This is a genomic window from Paenibacillus sp. P13VS, assembly GCF_015143645.1.
In the GTDB taxonomy this organism is placed as follows: Bacteria; Bacillota; Bacilli; order Paenibacillales; family Paenibacillaceae; genus Paenibacillus; species Paenibacillus xylanilyticus_A.
In genome coordinates this window covers 16,063-34,146 of sequence record NZ_WYEV01000005.1, presented here as the reverse complement: position 1 = coordinate 34,146, position 18,084 = coordinate 16,063, and the positions used below count along the sequence as shown (strand labels likewise).

At 40.1% G+C, this 18,084-nt stretch carries 11 protein-coding genes; 10 read left to right on the top strand and 1 reads right to left on the bottom strand.

Annotated features, from left to right (window positions below):
- The first annotated feature begins 58 nt into the window (after window positions 1-58).
- A complete protein-coding gene (locus GUA98_RS14010) occupies window positions 59-3,838 on the top strand; it encodes an SNF2 helicase associated domain-containing protein (protein WP_193723466.1) in 3,780 nt (1,259 codons plus the stop codon).
- A 78-nt stretch (window positions 3,839-3,916) separates the two neighbouring features.
- Window positions 3,917-4,795, top strand: coding sequence for a UTP--glucose-1-phosphate uridylyltransferase GalU (gene galU / locus GUA98_RS14005; RefSeq protein ID WP_193723713.1), 879 nt, complete (start codon window positions 3,917-3,919; stop codon window positions 4,793-4,795).
- A gap of 101 nt (window positions 4,796-4,896) precedes the next feature.
- On the opposite strand, the gene GUA98_RS14000 is transcribed toward galU, so the two are convergent.
- Window positions 4,897-7,362, bottom strand: a complete 2,466-nt coding sequence (locus GUA98_RS14000; RefSeq protein WP_193723465.1) for an O-antigen ligase family protein — start codon at window positions 7,360-7,362, stop codon at window positions 4,897-4,899.
- A 131-nt stretch (window positions 7,363-7,493) separates the two neighbouring features.
- Between GUA98_RS14000 and GUA98_RS13995 the strand changes: the two genes are divergently transcribed.
- Genes GUA98_RS13995 through GUA98_RS13960 form a run of 8 tightly spaced genes read left to right on the top strand, consistent with a single transcriptional unit; the run spans window position 7,494 to window position 17,774 of the window.
- On the top strand, window positions 7,494-8,786 hold the full coding sequence (locus GUA98_RS13995; protein ID WP_193723464.1) for a glycosyltransferase: 1,293 nt from the start codon (window positions 7,494-7,496) through the stop codon (window positions 8,784-8,786).
- Window position 8,787: 1 nt separating this feature from the next.
- Window positions 8,788-9,864, top strand: coding sequence for a mannose-1-phosphate guanylyltransferase (locus tag GUA98_RS13990; protein WP_193723463.1), 1,077 nt, complete (start codon window positions 8,788-8,790; stop codon window positions 9,862-9,864).
- Window positions 9,865-9,921: 57 nt separating this feature from the next.
- Window positions 9,922-10,887: a GDP-mannose 4,6-dehydratase gene (gmd, locus tag GUA98_RS13985; RefSeq protein WP_193723462.1), complete on the top strand. Its 966-nt coding sequence runs from the start codon at window positions 9,922-9,924 to the stop codon at window positions 10,885-10,887.
- A gap of 19 nt (window positions 10,888-10,906) precedes the next feature.
- A complete protein-coding gene (locus GUA98_RS13980; protein ID WP_193723461.1) occupies window positions 10,907-11,842 on the top strand; it encodes a GDP-mannose 4,6-dehydratase in 936 nt (311 codons plus the stop codon).
- A 27-nt stretch (window positions 11,843-11,869) separates the two neighbouring features.
- Window positions 11,870-12,646 (top strand): ABC transporter permease, encoded by a 777-nt coding sequence (locus GUA98_RS13975; RefSeq protein WP_193723460.1) that lies wholly within the window; start codon window positions 11,870-11,872, stop codon window positions 12,644-12,646.
- A gap of 1 nt (window position 12,647) precedes the next feature.
- On the top strand, window positions 12,648-13,916 hold the full coding sequence (locus GUA98_RS13970; RefSeq protein ID WP_193723459.1) for an ABC transporter ATP-binding protein: 1,269 nt from the start codon (window positions 12,648-12,650) through the stop codon (window positions 13,914-13,916).
- Window positions 13,917-13,934: 18 nt separating this feature from the next.
- Window positions 13,935-15,260: an FkbM family methyltransferase gene (locus GUA98_RS13965; RefSeq protein WP_193723458.1), complete on the top strand. Its 1,326-nt coding sequence runs from the start codon at window positions 13,935-13,937 to the stop codon at window positions 15,258-15,260.
- A gap of 6 nt (window positions 15,261-15,266) precedes the next feature.
- Window positions 15,267-17,774, top strand: coding sequence for a glycosyltransferase (locus tag GUA98_RS13960; protein WP_193723457.1), 2,508 nt, complete (start codon window positions 15,267-15,269; stop codon window positions 17,772-17,774).
- The last annotated feature ends 310 nt before the right edge of the window (window positions 17,775-18,084 follow it).

Sequence of the window (18,084 nt, the reverse complement as noted above, 5' to 3'; positions counted from 1 at the left end):
GGGACAGGTGGATTGGGAGTTATTCATACCCGTCAGAACGCATAAGGAGGCGAAATACGTGGCGCCATTCACCATGATGGATATCAAATTGCTGTGCGGGGTCACGGCATTCAAACGAGGGGAAGCCTATAACCAATCCGGCAGGGTGAGCAATCTGGTTGTCAGTGACGATCAGCGTTATTATGAAGCCATGGTGCGTGGCACGGAACGATATCAGGTGAAGGTGGATTTAGACGAAAAAGGGGAAGTTGAGGCAAATTGCACTTGTCCAGGCGATGGCCGGTATTATGACTATTGCAAGCATGTCGCAGCGGTTCTGTTGGCGATTCATGAATGGGGTGAGCAGCAGGAGCTTAATGCTGCCGGTACCGGTACTTTGCAGGAATCATCCAAACCTACCTCAGGGAATCCTTCTCGCTCTGGTATAGGCTCCGGTTCCAGAGTAGGTACGTTGGTGGAAGAGAAGGAGTGGGAGCGTCCCAACTCTTCTTCAACCTTAGACTCGGCTAGGAATGACTATCCGGAACGACACGAAGGTTCAAGTTCCAAACGGTATATGGACTCCAGTACGAGTACAACATCTCATTCTTTTGCACAAAAGAATGGATCCTCGGCTTTCGGGCTTAATTCCGTTTCTGATGCGGATCATCAACCGGTTGCCCATTTTGCCCAGGCAGGCCGTCCAAGTTCAGCTCCAGGCTGGGGACGTTCAGCAGACAAGCCTTCGTACCGCACAGCTGACCAGATTCTGTCCATGTTTGCCAAGGAACGCAGTCCCTTACATGCCGGTGAACGTAAATATACAGCACCTGTCACCCGCTCATCGCTGCGGGAAGAGCTTCAGGTTCAGTTCATATGCAAGCTCGTTCAGGTTCACAAAGGAGGAGCCAAGCTCGCACTGGAGCTTAAGGTCGGAAGTAAGCGGCTATACGTCGTGCAAAAGGTGAAGCAATTCCTGAACTGCGTCGAGAAGGGCGAGCCGATGTCATTTACCAAACTGTTTTTCTATGACCCTTCGATGCATTATTTCAGCCCTCAGGATCAGGAGATTCTATCCATGCTGATTCGTATGAGGCAGAGCGAGGAAGCGTATCGTGAATCCATCTCCGGTTATCTGGGTGCTTCGGATGGACGGGATATATTGATTGCGCCGCTGGTGTGGAAACCGCTGCTGGAATTGCTGCTTCAGGCCGACAGCCGGATGGAAGGTACGGGTCTCGCGAACGGGCCGCTCACATTGGGTGAAGGTGCACTGCCTCTGTTTTACCGGATTGCCCAGGGGGACAATGAGGGGTACCAGCTCGAGATCTCGGGTTTACGCGAGTTGATTCTTCTTCCGGCCTATGATGCTGCTGTGGTCGAAGGACAACTTCATATGCTGGAGCCGATGCAGATGCGCAGTCTGGAAGACTTGAGCAGGGCGCTCACCTCATATGGGATTAAGGAAAGCATCGATATTTCATCTCAGCAAGTCGATGAGTTCGTGCAGCATGTGGTGCCGGAACTGCGTACGCTTGGACATCTGTCGATCGACTCTCAGGTACGTGAACGAATTGCAGAGCCGGAGCTTGCACCGAAACTCTATATTGATTTTTACCGGGAGCGGATCACTGCGCGTCTGGAATTTGATTATGGTGTAATGGTGATTAACCCGCTGGCGGAGTATCTGATCGATGAAGAAGAGAAAAAGGTTATCCTGGTGCGTGATCGTCATGCCGAGCGGAATCTGATTGAGCGACTGGATCGTTCCTTCCTGGAACGGGAAGGCAGTGTGTGGGCAAGTGAACGGGAAGATGCCATCTATGATGTGATGTATCATTTGGTGCCTGAATTGGAGAAACAGGTGGACATCTATGTCCCGAATGCCGTAAAGGCCATGATGCAATCCTACCCAACCCCTCCCAAAGTCCGGGCAGATCTCGGGAAAGGTCTGGACTGGCTGGAGATTTCGTTTGAAATGGAAGGCGTGAACGAGCAGGAACTTCAGGAAATCATGCGCAGCATTGTGGAAAAGAAACCGTATTTCCGCTTGCGTAGCGGTGTCTTTCTATCGCTTGAAAATGAAGGAGCTGACAGCTTCGCCCACATGGCGGACTCGCTGGGACTTGGAGCGGGCGATATCACAGGTAGCTACATTCGGCTGCCAGCTGTTCGAGCGTTACAGCTTCCGGGTCGGGATGAGGTTTCCGGACATGTGAAATGGGGAGGTTCCCTGAAGCGTTTCCTGGATGACCTTCGTGATCCCGAGCGGATGGATTTTGCAATGCCGAATGGACTCGCTTCCGTGCTGCGGGATTATCAGGCCAGTGGATATCAGTGGCTGCGCACACTCGCCTTTTATCGCTTTGGCGGGATCCTGGCAGATGATATGGGACTTGGCAAAACGTTGCAAAGCATCGCGTATATCACGGCTGAACTAAGTGAGAGCCCGATTTTAGACGGAGATGTTGGAAGATCAGAGCGTTACGGGAAAAATTTGCGAGAGGGTGCTTCAGAGGCCGCCTATTCAGGGGTTGACCCTGCAACCGGATTGCCTTGGGATGAAGCGTCTCTGGTGGGGCTTGGGGGGAATTCCCATGCGTCGGGAATATCGCAGGATGGCCTAACCATTCGAAGCCGAGCGACTCATCCCCCTGTGCTTGTCGTTGCACCTGCGTCGTTGACCTACAACTGGGCAAATGAATTTGCGCGCTTTGCCCCGCATCTACGCGTTCTAATCGCTGCAGGGCAAAAGGAAGAGCGCACCAACATGCTGGCAGACATGAATCAGGCGGATGTCATCGTAACGTCATATCCATTACTGCGTCGAGATCTGGATATGTATCTGGGAAGAACTTTTCATACGCTTATCCTGGACGAGGCTCAGGCGATTAAAAATTCTTCCTCCCAGACGGCTCAGGCCGTCAAGCAGATTCAGGCCCCGCGACGCTTTGCGCTTACAGGAACGCCTGTAGAGAACTCGCTGGATGAGCTGTGGTCCATCTTCGAAGCCATATTCCCCGGTCTGTTTCCAAGCTATCGCAGATTCCGGGATCTGCCGCCTGAGCGCATTGCCCGGATGGTTCGTCCGTTCATTCTCCGCCGCCTGAAGAAGGACGTACTGGAGGAATTGCCGGATCGTATTGAGACGGTACAGCGCTCTGAGTTAACAGTGGAGCAGAAGAAACTGTATGCCGCCTACCTCTCCCAGCTTCAGGATGAGACCTCCAAGGATATGGAAGAGAACGGTTTCCAGAAGAATCGGATCAAGATACTCGCAGGCATCACCCGTTTACGCCAGCTGTGCTGTCACCCGGCTCTGTTTGTGGAGGGCTATCAGGGAGACTCCGGCAAAATGGAGCAGCTGCTCGAAGCGGTTCAGGATTGTCTGGCAGCAGGCAAACGGATTCTGATCTTCTCCCAGTTTGCAAGCATGCTGAACTTGATTCGGCAGACATTGGCCGCACAGGGAAGGAATCTGTTCTATCTCGATGGGCAGACACCGACTCAGAGCCGTGTCGACATGTGCCGCAGATTCAACGAGGGGGAAGGTGAGCTATTCCTGATCTCGATGAAAGCTGGCGGTACCGGACTGAACTTAACGGGCGCTGACACTGTTATTCTATATGATCTGTGGTGGAACCCCGCTGTGGAGGAACAGGCCATTGGTCGTGCCCACCGGATGGGGCAGAAGCAAGTAGTGCAGGTTATTCGTCTGATTACGGAAGGTACGATTGAAGAGAAGATTCTGGAACTGCAGCAGCGGAAGAAGGATCTGATTGCGGAAGTGATCGAACCGGGAGATGGTGGATCAACAACCTTATCCGAGCAGGATATTCGGGAGCTGTTGATGGTATAATGAAGTCCAATCATATTGGAGTTTTCCATCATTAAATATATTAAAATATGACTCTATCTAACAAAGGAGTGGGTTCAGCTGAGAATCCGCAAAGCCATTATTCCGGCTGCCGGGCTGGGTACTCGGTTTCTGCCTGCAACCAAGGCCATGCCGAAGGAAATGCTGCCCATCGTTGACAAGCCAACTATTCAGTACATTATCGAGGAAGCGGTAGCTTCAGGTATTGAAGATATCATTATCGTTACAGGTAAAGGGAAGCGGGCCATCGAGGACCATTTCGATTATTCGTTTGAACTGGAACAGAATCTGGCAGGCAAACAGAAGTGGGACTTGCTCAACGAAGTTCGCAAACCTTCTGATATGGCAGATATCCACTATATCCGGCAAAAAGAACCGAAGGGCCTCGGCCATGCCATCTGGTGCGCTCGCAAGTTTATCGGGAACGAACCGTTCGCTGTCCTTCTCGGGGATGACATTGTGGAATCGAAGCAACCTTGTTTGGGGCAGATGATGGAAGTCTATGACGAGCTGCAATCCCCGATCGTAGGGGTACAACCGGTCGACTGGGGCGAAGTATCCCGTTACGGAATCGTGGACGGAGAGGTCGTTTCTCCAACGGATGATCGTGTATTTCGTGCACGTCGTTTAATCGAAAAACCGAAGACGGAAGATGCACCTTCGAATTTAGCCATCATGGGACGTTACATTCTTACACCCGATATTTTTGATATTCTTGGTCAGCAATCTGCTGGTGTAGGCGGAGAAATTCAGTTAACGGATGCCTTGTCCCGCTTGAACGACCAGCGGCAGATCCTTGCCTATCATTTTGAAGGTCTGCGTCATGACGTTGGGGAGAAGCTAGGCTTTATTGAGACGACCATTCATTATGCGCTGCAGCGCCCGGATCTAAGGGGTGATTTGCTTGATTACTTGAAGAAGATCGTGTCGTCGAATTAGCTTACTTTCTAAAGGATTAGAGAAAAAAGGTTTGCCCATCTAGGGCAAACCTTTTTTAGTGTGAAATGATTTATTAATAGAATCGTTAGGACATTTTTATATTAGAAGTTCAGTTCAGCAATCTGTTTAATTTCGTCGGCCTCATTCGGTGCAACAGCAATAAGCTTATCATACACAGCTTGATCCTGTTGTCCGTCTTTCGTCAGAGCGGCAAGGTACCAACGAGCAATTTCGCGGTTGGTCGCATCGGACAGATCCTCAGCAATTCCACCTTTAAGAATCGTTACAGCTCCGGCAGAATCGTTTGACATGTATTTCATTTTTCCTGCATTTAGAATCATTGTTGGAGTAAGCTCGAATGGCTGTCCTTGAAGCTGTCCTTCAGGGAGAGTCTTCAGGTGTTCTACACCATCCACAACATGCTGGTAAGCATCCAGACCTGATGTGAAGTAGGATTCTTTCTTAGCTGTATCGCCTTGTCCCAGTGCCTGATATCCGAGATCGAACGAACGGCTGATTAGCGTCTCATACCAATCCATATCCCAGATATAGTTTGTAGCGTACTCTTTTTGAAGAGCGTAAGCTTGGTCACTATCGCCCTTCAGTTCGTATAAATTCATGAGTTGCTTAACCATGCTCTTATTAAATGGCTCAGCTTTGAGACCGTTTTGGAGCAATTGTACAGAAGCTGTATAGAACTGATCGTCCTGGGTTTGCTGATAGCCCTGTTGATAAAGGGAAGAAAGCATCAGCAATGAATCTGTATGTGTGCTCCGGATAGAAAGATCTTTATCGAGTGGAGCTTTGATCTCCTGGAAGTCCTGGCTAACTTGAGCTACCTCTTTTGCTTCGAAAGCGTAATGGTTAGCTTGCAGGAAACGAACAGATATAATGAGTAGGAGAATTACAGTTACTCCGGCAATCGCGCTGTAGATTCCACGTGCTGTGGAGTCACTAAGCTTTAATCGACGCAGTGGCTTAGGATCCATCGCAGCAGCCATTCCACCGAGACCAAGGAAAACAAGAATCCCAATAAAGACATAACTCATATTGAAATCAAGGATACTCAATACCAGAATAGACATGGACAGGATGAAGTACACAAAATGAGATTCGCGCTCTTCCTCATTCCTTTTTATATAGCTACGCACATATTGATAGAAAACAAAGAGTATAAATGCCATAAAAATAATAAATCCTACGATTCCAACCTCAACGAGGTACTGCATGAAGAAGTTGTGAGCTTGAGCGCTGACATAAGGATTGTTCTGATACTTTTCATACAAGGTGGTCCAAGCTCCACCCCCGGCACCTATGATTGGATAGTCCGCAAATAGTTTTGTGGCATCTTTATAAAACGTAATCCGTTCGAGCACACTGTGCTGTTGAAAATTGATGTTTTCAAGTCGTGTGCTAATGCTATCGGGCAAAATGTTCCGCACACTCGTACCAAGCAGAAGCACAGCAACAATGACTGTCAAAATAACAGACCCTAGAGGAATCCATAAACTGGAGCCCTTTCGAGCAGACCAGGATTGAAGCCCGTTCTCCAGTCGCGGTGCAATCCAACGCTGGATAACCCAACATACGAGAGCCACAATCATGGATGCAGCAATTAAATACAACCAACCTTTAACTGCAAGAGAGTTGGTGAACTGTTGTTGCAATTCAAGTCCTGCTGTATTTATTGGATTTAACACTATCAGTGTACCAATTGCAGCTATCCCCAAATAGATAAAACACAGGATTTGCTTAGCAGGTTTCAACATCAATAGCAGAATAACAAATACAATTGGAAGCATAACAAGCCCGGTCCGAGAAAGTGTCAAAAGTAGGGACAGAATGATCGGTACAAGCATGAATCCATGTAGTATTTGGCTGTATACTTTTTTCGCGCGAATCATACTAAAGACGGTAATAAACAAGAAAGCCATCAAAAATGCGGCGTATGTATTAGGATACTGAAACACGGATGCAAGTCGAGGACCGTTTGAATCGTTCCAGATGGTTTGATTATAGACGCCATTCACAACTCCGGATGAGAACCACCCAACTAGCTTGCCCGCAAAACTAAAAGCACCAAACCAATTTAGTAATCCAAATCCGACAATTACATATGCAATTCCTATTAAGGAAGATTGTATGATATGATTGGTTTTGTTGTTTTTTAGTAGGTACATAGTCATCACAAAGATCATGGCATAAATACATTGGATAAGAATCATGTTAACTGCCAGATATTTTGATGCTGCACTTATGAGTGACAATACGTAGGTGAGTGGCAGTAATATCACCGCGATTTTAAGCCAATCTTGCTGTGTTTCTAGTTTAATGTGCTTGAAAGAGGCAGCTGCCCAAATAACGAATAGGAGGGTTGAAATTACTACTGCCCAATAAATGGGGCCCTCGTATTGGAGCAATTGCCCATTAAATAACGCAACTTGGAAAGAGGACCAGAGTAAAAATAAGATGAGTCCTATGGTCAATGTCCATAGCAGTGGCGTAGTCGAGTGACTATTCAATTGTCTCGACGTCTTATTAGATTTCCCGTATACTGGATTCGACAAGGTATGATTCTCCTTTTCTTGTAGATACGACAATATTTTATCATAGAACGTTTAGGTTGTCCTATTACGCTTATGGTAGAAGTGTATTACTTTGAAACTAAATGAAAATATAAAGGACGAGTATATGTCAAATGGCAGAGCTGAAAGCATTAATATATAAGATTCTTTTCAAGGTTGCTGTTAGATTAAAACCATTGAGTGTTAAGTTCTTTTCACCTAAGGTTAGACAGCAGATTAAGCATAGACTACTTAAGACAGCTTTCCCTTTGCAGAAAAATGACGAATCGACGCATTTTATAGAGAGCATCTCAGGTATAAATCTTGTGGGTTATGCCCGTGCCGAGATGGGAATTGGGGAATCCTGCAGAATAGCTGCGCGGAGTATTACCGCTGTGGATAATATGCATTTTGGAATTATCAATTTTACGGGGACCAACTCAGCCAGAATGAACGATACTACATGGATCCACAAAGAGATTGCTGAACCCAAGTATAATATTAATTTGTTTCATATAAATGCTGAGCAGATGATCGAAGTTTATTCACAGTATGGAAATTCGATTTTTAAAAACCGTTATAACATTGGTTACTGGCACTGGGAACTGCCCGATTTTCCGGATGACTGGAAGGAGAGCTTTAACCTAGTTAATGAAATTTGGGTTCCTTCTACGTTTATTGCAGATTCCATTGCACAAAAAAGCCCAGTACCCGTAGTGAAGATTCCACATAGTATTGAAGTTCCCATACAGCATATGAGAGACCGGGCCTACTATAATTTACCGCAGAATGCATTTTTATTTCTAACGATGTATGACTTGAAAAGCTATCAGGAAAGAAAAAATCCGAAAGCTTCGATTAGAGCGTTTCAAACCGCCTTTTTACCGGACGATCAGTCGGTAGGCCTTGTAGTAAAAGTAAACGGAGTTGGTTATGCACAAACAGATTTAGACGAACTGCATGAAATCATAGGGGAAAACAAGAATATCTATCTGATTGAAGAGACCCTTACAAGAAATGATACAAATGCTTTGATCTCTGTAACAGACAGTTACATTTCTCTTCACCGGAGCGAAGGATTTGGCCTAGGACTTGCTGAGGCTATGTATCTGGGTAAACCAGTTATAGGAACAGGGTGGTCATCCAACTTAGATTTTATGAATCATGATAATTCATGTTTAGTGAGCTACACCCTAGTGAATTTGAAACAAGACTTCGGTCCGTACAAAGCATATCAACATTGGGCTGACCCTGATATAGAGCATGCAAGTTATTATATGCGTAAACTTTATGATGATAGAAACTATTATGAACAATTATCGTCAAAAGGAGAGGCGTACATTAAGCAGCACTTCTCTCCACAAACCATCGGGGGCTTGATTCAGAAAAGATTAGAGTATATTTCTATATGGAAATTTGGAGGATGAAATGAATATTACATGTGTTATTATGGCTGGAGGAAAAGGGGAGCGCTTTTGGCCAAAGAGTAGAACTAATCTGCCAAAACAATTTTTGAATATTTCTGGTAACAAATCTATGATACAGCAATCCATTGCTCGTCTTGAAAAACTGACTGATATGTCTCGTATATTTATAGTCACTAATGAATTATATGCAGAATTAATTAAAGCCCAAATTCCTACGCTGCCATCTGAAAATATTATCATAGAGCCTATTGGGCGAAATACAGCCCCTTGTATCGGTTTGGCATCTGTTATTATTGAGGATCGCTTTCCAGACAGCACAATGATTGTAATCCCTTCAGATCACATCATTGAGAATGAAGAAGGCTTCGTGAACATATTAAAAACTGCTACTGAGGTTGCTCAGGATAATGGGAGTTTAGTTACACTAGGTATTCAGCCTACTTACCCTGAAACAGGCTATGGTTATATCGAAAGTAGTAACCAGGTTATGCTGATCAATGAACTTCCCGTTAATAAGGTCAATAAGTTTGTCGAGAAGCCTGATCTGGCTACAGCTCAATCCTATTTAGAAGCTGGTAATTTCTATTGGAATAGTGGCATTTTTGTGTGGAAAGTCGAAACGATTAGAAGCTACATACAAGAATTGATGCCAGAGATGCATGACATTCTTGAAACTATGAAGACCGTTCTCGATTCTGAGAATTGTGATAAAATTATACGTTCAGAATTTTTGAAAATGCCAGATCAATCTATCGATTACGGAATTATGGAAAAGGTTAGTAACATCTATGTGATCCCGTGTGTTTTTGGCTGGGATGATGTAGGTAGCTGGACAGCTCTTGAACGAATTAATGAATTGGACGAAAACGGGAATGTGATCCGTGGTAATATTCTCAACTTGGATACCAAGCGGTGTATTATTGAGAGCAATGGTAAATTGATTGCTACTCTTGGCATTGAGGATTTAATTATAGTGGATACTGAAGATGTGACATTAATTTGTACCAAGGAAAAGGCGCAGGAAGTGAAGTTGCTTCTAAAAGAGTTAAGAATGCAGAAGATGGAAGAATATTTATAGGCTTTACTTAATTTTTTGATATATGATAACTGCACAACAAAAGGAGAACTTAAAAACATGACTAAAAATGCATTGATTACAGGAATCACAGGACAAGATGGTTCATATTTGGCAGAATTACTTCTTGAGAAAGGATATAAAGTGTATGGCCTTCGCCGTAGAACGAGTGTACCCATTATGGAGAACATAGAGCATATTAAAAATGAAATTGAATTTATCGAAGGAGATTTGCTCGATCAAGGATCACTTATTCAGGCAATTAAAAAGTCTAATCCAGATGAAGTATATAATCTTGCGGCACAATCCTTTGTAGCAACCTCATGGGAACAACCAGTATTGACTGGACAAGCTACGGCAATCGGCGTAACAAATATGTTGGAAGCCGTCCGTTTGATTAAACCGGATGCTAGATTTTATCAAGCCTCAAGTAGTGAAATGTTTGGTAAAGTCATAGAAACTCCACAGAAAGAAACAACACCATTCTATCCAAGAAGTCCTTATGGCGTAGCTAAAGTGTACGGGCATTGGATCACGGTTAATTATCGGGAAAGCTTTGATATGTTTGCCTGTTCAGGAATTCTATTTAACCATGAATCACCGCGTCGAGGTGTAGAGTTCGTGACCCGTAAAGTAACAGATGCAGCAGCTCGAATCAAATTAGGCCTTCAAAATGAACTTCGCATGGGGAATTTGGATGCAAAACGTGATTGGGGCTTCGCTGGTGATTATGTAAAAGCAATGTGGCTGATGCTGCAACAAGACACACCAGATGATTTTGTGATCTCTACAGGTGAAACACATACTGTCCAGGAGTTAGTGGAAATAGCCTTTGGCCACGTTGGCCTAAACTGGCGCGATTACGTAGTAGTGGATCCGAAGTTCGTTCGTCCGGCTGAAGTTGATTTACTTCTTGGTGATTGTACTAAGGCGAAGGAAAAGTTGGGTTGGGATCTTGAAGTAGGTTTTGAACAACTCGTAACAATGATGGTTGAGAGTGACTTAAAAAAGTTAACAATTAAATAAAGAGGAGTAGGTGTGACTCATGAGAAAAGCCTTAATAACCGGTGCGCGAGGGTTTGTAGGGAACTATTTAAGTCAGAATCTACTTAGAAATGGATATGAAGTTTGGGGTGGGGGACGTAATGTCCCCTCTTCTTGTGTAAACGGCGTTCAAATGATCTCGTTAGATTTAGCTAATAAGGAAAATATCAGTGCTATTATTAGAGGAATAAATCCAGATGTTATATTTCACTTGTCAGGACAAAGTTCAGTGAAAAAATCTTGGGAAAAAGTGGGGGAAACTTTTCAATCAAATCTTATAGAAACTATTAATTTGTTTGAAGAGGTTGGTAAGTATGAGGGTGTTGAGAAAATTAGAATAATATCAATTGGATCCTCTGAAGAATATGGGCCGGTCTCTAGTTACCCTATTACAGAGGAATCTTTCACCAATCCGTCGAACCCATATGGGATTTCTAAGTTATCAATTAGTAAACTCGTTTCTGTATATTATAAGTTAGGTGTTGATATTGTTCATGCAAGACCGTTTAATCATATAGGTCCTGGTCAGAAAATAGGATTTGTGACGAGTGATTTTGCTAAGCAGATTGCCGAAATTAACTTAGGTTTAAGAGAAGCGGTAATAAGGGTCGGAGATCTTAGTAGCAAACGTGACTTTACAGATGTTAGAGATATTGTCGATGCTTACCGATTACTTGATGAGAAAGGTATCTCGGGTGAGGTCTATAATATTTGCTCTGGATCTTCTATTTCAATTCAGGAAATTTTGGATTATCTCCTATCTTTTTCTGAAAAACAAATTAAGGTAGAAGTTGATCCTGCAAAACTTAGACCGAGTGACATTCCAATTTATTATGGTTCATATGAAAAATTGAATAAAATTACAAGGTGGCGTCCGAATTATAAATTGAAAGATAGTTTGTCTGAAATATATAATTACTGGTTAACTGAATTGTAAACTTTTAAAAATAGGTGGCTTAGTGAAATGTTAACTGTTTTTAAGGAGATAATTGCATATCGTCCCATGTTAGTAAGTATAGTGCGAAAAGAGCTCAGATCTCGTTATAAAGGCTCTTTTTTAGGTTTTTTATGGACATTTGTAAATCCACTGCTCCAACTTGCTATTTACTCAATTGTCTTTCCTTTTCTATTAAGAAACAATCAGGAAAACTACCCAATGTTTCTTTTTGTGGCATTATTGCCATGGATTTTTTTTACATCTTCTATACAAGGCTCCACAACAAGTATCGTAGCTAATGCAAACTTGGTAAAAAAAATATATTTCCCGAGATTAATCCTTCCCTTGTCTGTTGTATGTACAAATTTAATGAATTATATTTTTGGATTAATAATTGTTTTTCCAGCTCTAATTTTAACTGGCGTTTCAGTGAAACTAACTGTTGTATGGCTGCCGGTAATACTTTTTATTGAGTTTTTGCTGGCTTTAGGACTAGCTCTAACCTTATCTGCATTATTTGTTAAATTCAGAGACTTGGAACACATAGTATCCATTGTTACTATGATATGGTTTTATTTAACACCAATTGTTTTTGATATCAGTATTTTTCCTGAAGCGATTGCTAAATGGATTTCTTACAATCCGATGGTTCCTATAATTGAAGGATTCCGCAATATTTTGTTATATGGGGTTCAGCCGAATTGGAGTTCCTTAATGTACTCTCTCGTAGTTAGTGTTGCCTTAGCTATAATAGGCATATTTGTTTTTCAGAAAAGTGAAAAGACCTTTGCGGAGGAACTTTAAAATGAGTAATTCCAAACAAATTGCAATCTCAATAGAAAATGTTTGTAAGGCGTTTAAAATATACCATGACAAACCTCTCTCTTTAAAAGAGAAGATTTTGCGTCTTCGAAGTAACAACTATAGTGACTTTCTTGCTGTTAACAAAGTCAATTTAGATATTAAAAAGGGAGAAACGATAGGGTTAATAGGCCATAATGGGTGTGGCAAAAGTACACTATTAAAACTAATTACAAAAATTTTATACCCAGATCAAGGTCGGATTGAAGTAAATGGGAGGATATCTAGTCTCATTGAACTAGGAGCGGGTTTCCACCCGGATTTCACTGGCAGAGAGAACATATACACTAATGCTGCTATCTTTGGATTGTCAACAAAAGAAATTAATGAAAAATTGAATGATATAATAGAATTTTCAGAACTCGGTGACTTTATAGAGAATCCTGTAAGAACATACTCATCGGGTATGTACATGAGGCTTGCTTTTTCGGTTGCAATTAATGTGGATCCAGAGATCTTGTTAATTGACGAAATTTTATCAGTTGGTGATACTAACTTTCAAAAAAAATGCTTTGATAAAATTGAAAGTTTTAAAAACAACGGAGCAACAATAGTTATTGTCGCTCACGATTTAGGAACAATAGAGAAAATTTGTGATAGGGTTGTTTGGATGGATAAAGGAGAAATTATTGAGATCGGGGAGCCTGATCGAGTAGTTGATCTATATACACAACATATGAATCAGAAATTTGTTGAACAACGTCAGGAAGAATTCAATAGTGAGCATCAGGAGTTACGTCCAGAAAGTACTGCTCCGAGTGAAACAAGTGATAATTCGGAATTTTCGGAAGATGTTCGCTGGGGTTCAAAGGATGTTGAGATTATTGCTGCTAGAATCCTGAACAGTCAAAAAGAAAGTACAAATACTGTTTTGGCAGGTAATCCATTAACCATTGAAATTGATTATAAAATTAATGTTCCGCAAAAGGAATATATCTTTGGGATCGGTTTTTACACTGCGGACAAATACCTTGTTTATGGAAATAATACTGAAATAGATAAATTAACTATTAATAGTTTGAGTTCTACAGGAACAGTAAGGTTTTTTGTGAAAAAATGCGAACTTTTGTCAGGTAAATATAAACTCAATGTTGCGGTAGTAGATAAAGATCATAGAGCTTTAGATTTTATTAAATTCTATATGGACTTTACTGTTGTCTCAAATGATAAATCTGTTGGCGTGTTGTCGATTGAACATGAGTGGGAAATTTAATAGATGGGGGGAGAATAAATGAAGTTTAAAAGTATTGAACATGAAGTTATCTTTAAGAAATTACTTGAAAAAAAGGGTGAAGATAACCTCTCTTCTTTAAAAAGTAATCTGTATGACTTTGAACAAACAGAACAAAAGCATATGAGTGAACTGCATATTCATATTAATCAGATGCTAAAAACAAGAGAGAATCCAGCCTATAGGCATCTATTTTCAACGCGGAAATTTATAGGCCCGGTTATAGTTTTTGGGAAAAAGGTTGTTAGGAAATTTTTGAAATGGTATATCGAGCCCATCAGTCTACAACAAACTGAATTCAACAATGCTACAACCTCTTCTATCGGTAAATTAACAGAATTATCCACAGAGCTTTTGTCAAAAACGGATGAGTTTGATAACCAGTATGTTCAACGATTTGAAGGACAAGAGCAGCAATGTAAAAAAATATTAGAGCAGCTGGGCCAACAAGACCAAAACTACAATCAGTTGCTATCTATAGTATCAGAACAGAGAAGTCAAATAAATTCGTTGTTGAACGAGCAGTTAAAACTGTATTCTCAGCTAAATGAACTTGAAAAGATGCCTGCAATGAACTCAGAGAGAATAGATACTATTGAGGATAGTATTAATAAACTGTATGAAAATGAAATTTTACAAGATGATTCAAATTCAGTATTTATTAAACAAACCTATGCTCAATCTGGAGAAGATAGCATCTTAGCATATATTGTTCACGTATTGGGAATTCCTTTTGAAAAAGTAGACTATATAGACATGGGAGCAAATCATGCCAAAGAACTGAGTAATACGTATTTCTTTTATAAAAAAGGAGCAAAAGGAATTTTAGTAGAGGCTAACCCTGAACTTATCCCAGAGCTAAAGTTTTATCGTCACCGCGATCTAATATTAAATTATGCTATTGATATTGAATCCGAGAAAAATGTGAAATTTTATATTATGAATGGGGACGGATTGAGCACGTCAGATGAACAGGCGGCACAGAAATTTCGTGAGATAAACCCTAATCTAGATATTACGGACATAAAGATAGTTAAAACGGTGAATTATCGGACAATTGTAGAACAATATTTAGGTAAAGCTCCGGTAATACTATCTATTGATATTGAAGGTAAAGATTTGGAAATCTTACAATCTATTGATTATGTCAATTATAGACCAGTAATAATTGTTGTTGAAATGGTTGATTATGCGACAACGTTAAGCTACAAAACAAAGAATAAAGAATTAGCAAGTTTCTTGGACGGTATGGAATATGATGAATATGCATTTACTGGAATAAACTCAATTTTTATAGATAGAAAGTTTTTGAAGGTGAGGGAATAGAGAGTAATGAACATAGCAATTGATGTCTTGGCGATTTTAAGCCCGGATTCCAAAAACAGAGGTATAGGTAATTATAATGCTAGCCAGTTTAAAAGAATTTTTGAGACGGATAAAGAAAATAAATATTTCCTTTTGAATTTTTACGAAGATGTCAGTCTTAAAAGTATTTTGAATTATTCAGAAAATGTCCAGGAGTTTTATTTCTATCCGGGTCCGGATAACTTACTGTTGAAAAAACCTGCTTATAAAGGGATTATCGGGAATATTGTGAAAAATTTTATTAAGGAACATAATATAGAGGTTTTCTATATTACTTCTCCTTTTGATTCTAATATGTCTTATGAACCAGAATGGTTGCACAATGTTCAAGTTATTGCAACTGTTTACGATATTATTCCTTATTTATTTAAAGAAAGATATCTAAAAGATAAATATTTTTATAATCAGTATATGAACTGGATCGATAAAATTAAACAAGCGGATAGAATCTTGGCTATTTCACAAAGTGTTAAAAATGACCTCGTCAAATACATCCATATTCAAGAAAATAAAATTGAAGTCATTTATGCCGGAACAGATGAATGGTATAAAGAAGTAGATTTATCTGACGAAGATGTCAGTGAAATCAGAAATAGATATAGAATACATGATGAGTTCATTATGTGTACTGGAGGAGATGACGACCGTAAAAATATCGCTGAATTAATTAAGGCATATTCTAAGATGCCTAAGCAATTAATAGATAAGTATCAATTAGTTGTGGCTTGTAAACTTAGTGACGCCTCAGAGGAGCGTTACTATAATATTGCAAAGAAACATGGTGTTAATGGGAGGGTTATTTTAACAAATTTTGTTCCTTTAGATCACTTAATAAAACTTTATAATATGGCGTATATTATGGCATTTCCTTCGCAATATGAAGGATTCGGTTTACCGGTTGTTGAGGCTATGGCGTGTGGAACTCCAATTTTAACTTCGAACAATTCTAGTCTTGGAGAGATTGCTCAAGGTGCGGCAGTTTTAGTGGATCCTTTTGAAATAAATGATATTACTAGAGGATTAATCGAGATCTTGGAGCAGACGGATCTAAACGATCTTAGAATTCAAGGGTTGAATCGAGTGAAAAAGTTTTCTTGGGATATCGTTGCTGAACGTACAATAGAAGCAATAAATAGATTAGAAATAATCAACAATGAAAAATTTGAAAAAATTGAGAAAAAGAAAATAGCCTTTTTTACTCCGCTCCCCCCACTTCAATCAGGAATTGCTGATTACAGTGTTGATATATTAAATGAGCTATCAAAATATTTAGATATAGATGTATACATTGATAGTGGGTATAAAATTGATTGTGAATTTGAAGGGAATGTAGAAGTATTTTCTCATGATAAGTATAAAAATAACAAGGATAAGTATTTAGATACAGTATATCAGATGGGTAACAGCGAGTTTCACACTTACATGATTGATTATATTCAGCGGTATAGAGGGACGTTAGTTCTACATGATAATAATCTACATGGATTAATTTATCATTTATCAGTGGGTAAAAATAACTATCAGTTATACAAAAAATATTTATACGAAGATTTTGAAAAGGAATTGATAGACAACTATGTGGAAAAGTTAACTGCTGGTAAAGAGTCTGTCCAATTGTACAAAATGATTATTAATGGTGTAGTAACTAACTATGCTAACAAGATTATAGTTCATAGTGACTATGCTAAGAAGAAACTTCTCCAGAAATCCCTCACTAGACAAGTCGAAAAGATTTTTCTTTATGCAAAAACAGATGATTTAGAGAATCAAAAGCTGGCCCGTGGTATTTTGAATATCCCTACTAATAAACAAATCATTTCGGCATTTGGTCATATTCATGAAACAAAACGAATTATTCCTATTTTAAGGGCCTTCGAGAAATTATGTTCAAATGATAATAACAACCTTTTATTATACCTAGTAGGAAAGCCAGCTGAAAGTATTGAGAATGAAATGAATATTTTCATCAATAATAATAATTTAAGAGATAAGGTTATTATTACTGGTTATACTGATATGGTTTCTTTTGAGCAGTATATTGATGCCACAGACATTTGCTTAAATCTGCGACACCCCTATAATGGGGAAACTTCAGCCAGCCTAATGAGAATACTTGCTAAGAGGAAATGTGTGATTGTAACAGACATAGGTAGTTTTTCAGAAGTTCCAGATTCTTGCTGTATCAAGATACCGTCACCTGAAAATCTTTCTATGGAAACAGAAGTGAATTTAATTTATCAAGAACTATTGAAATTAACTAATGATCGACAGTTAATTGAGGAGTTTGCTAATAACGCAAGAAACTATGCTGAAATGAATTTGGATATTTCTATAATTGCCAATCAATACAAGGAATTTATACTATTAGATGAAAAAAAAGAATTATCTGATGAGCTACTAACAAGTGTTGCTCAATCAGTGGAAAAAGAAATTGATTTATATAACTTAGCTTACACATTATCTTATTCTATATAAATTAAACTAGACTGCTACACAAAATCCCCGGATGAGAAGGTTCTGGGAATAACAGTTAATTGAAACAACCTTGTTCTTTTTAATTTTATATAACCTAGATATTTAAAAATAAATTCATGAAGTTGGTTACTAAAGATATATCATTATCTGCATTCGATATGTATCCGTTCTCAATAATAACTGATACAATTTTTGTGGCTTATTTTGCTTCCTAAATTGGATGGCTCTAATTATTTGTGGATAGTGGCACTAATGTGTGGCTATTATCTTTCGCGTTATTGTTTATTTTCACACTTTTAAGAAGAAATCA

Coding starts and splice junctions, on each gene's coding strand:
- GUA98_RS13990 (WP_193723463.1), top strand. CDS start 8,788: ATGAATATTACATGTGTTATTATGGCTGGAGGAAAAGGGGAGCGCTTT.
- GUA98_RS13980 (WP_193723461.1), top strand. CDS start 10,907: ATGAGAAAAGCCTTAATAACCGGTGCGCGAGGGTTTGTAGGGAACTAT.
- GUA98_RS13965 (WP_193723458.1), top strand. CDS start 13,935: ATGAAGTTTAAAAGTATTGAACATGAAGTTATCTTTAAGAAATTACTT.
- GUA98_RS13970 (WP_193723459.1), top strand. CDS start 12,648: ATGAGTAATTCCAAACAAATTGCAATCTCAATAGAAAATGTTTGTAAG.
- gmd (WP_193723462.1), top strand. CDS start 9,922: ATGACTAAAAATGCATTGATTACAGGAATCACAGGACAAGATGGTTCA.
- GUA98_RS13995 (WP_193723464.1), top strand. CDS start 7,494: ATGGCAGAGCTGAAAGCATTAATATATAAGATTCTTTTCAAGGTTGCT.
- GUA98_RS13975 (WP_193723460.1), top strand. CDS start 11,870: ATGTTAACTGTTTTTAAGGAGATAATTGCATATCGTCCCATGTTAGTA.
- GUA98_RS13960 (WP_193723457.1), top strand. CDS start 15,267: ATGAACATAGCAATTGATGTCTTGGCGATTTTAAGCCCGGATTCCAAA.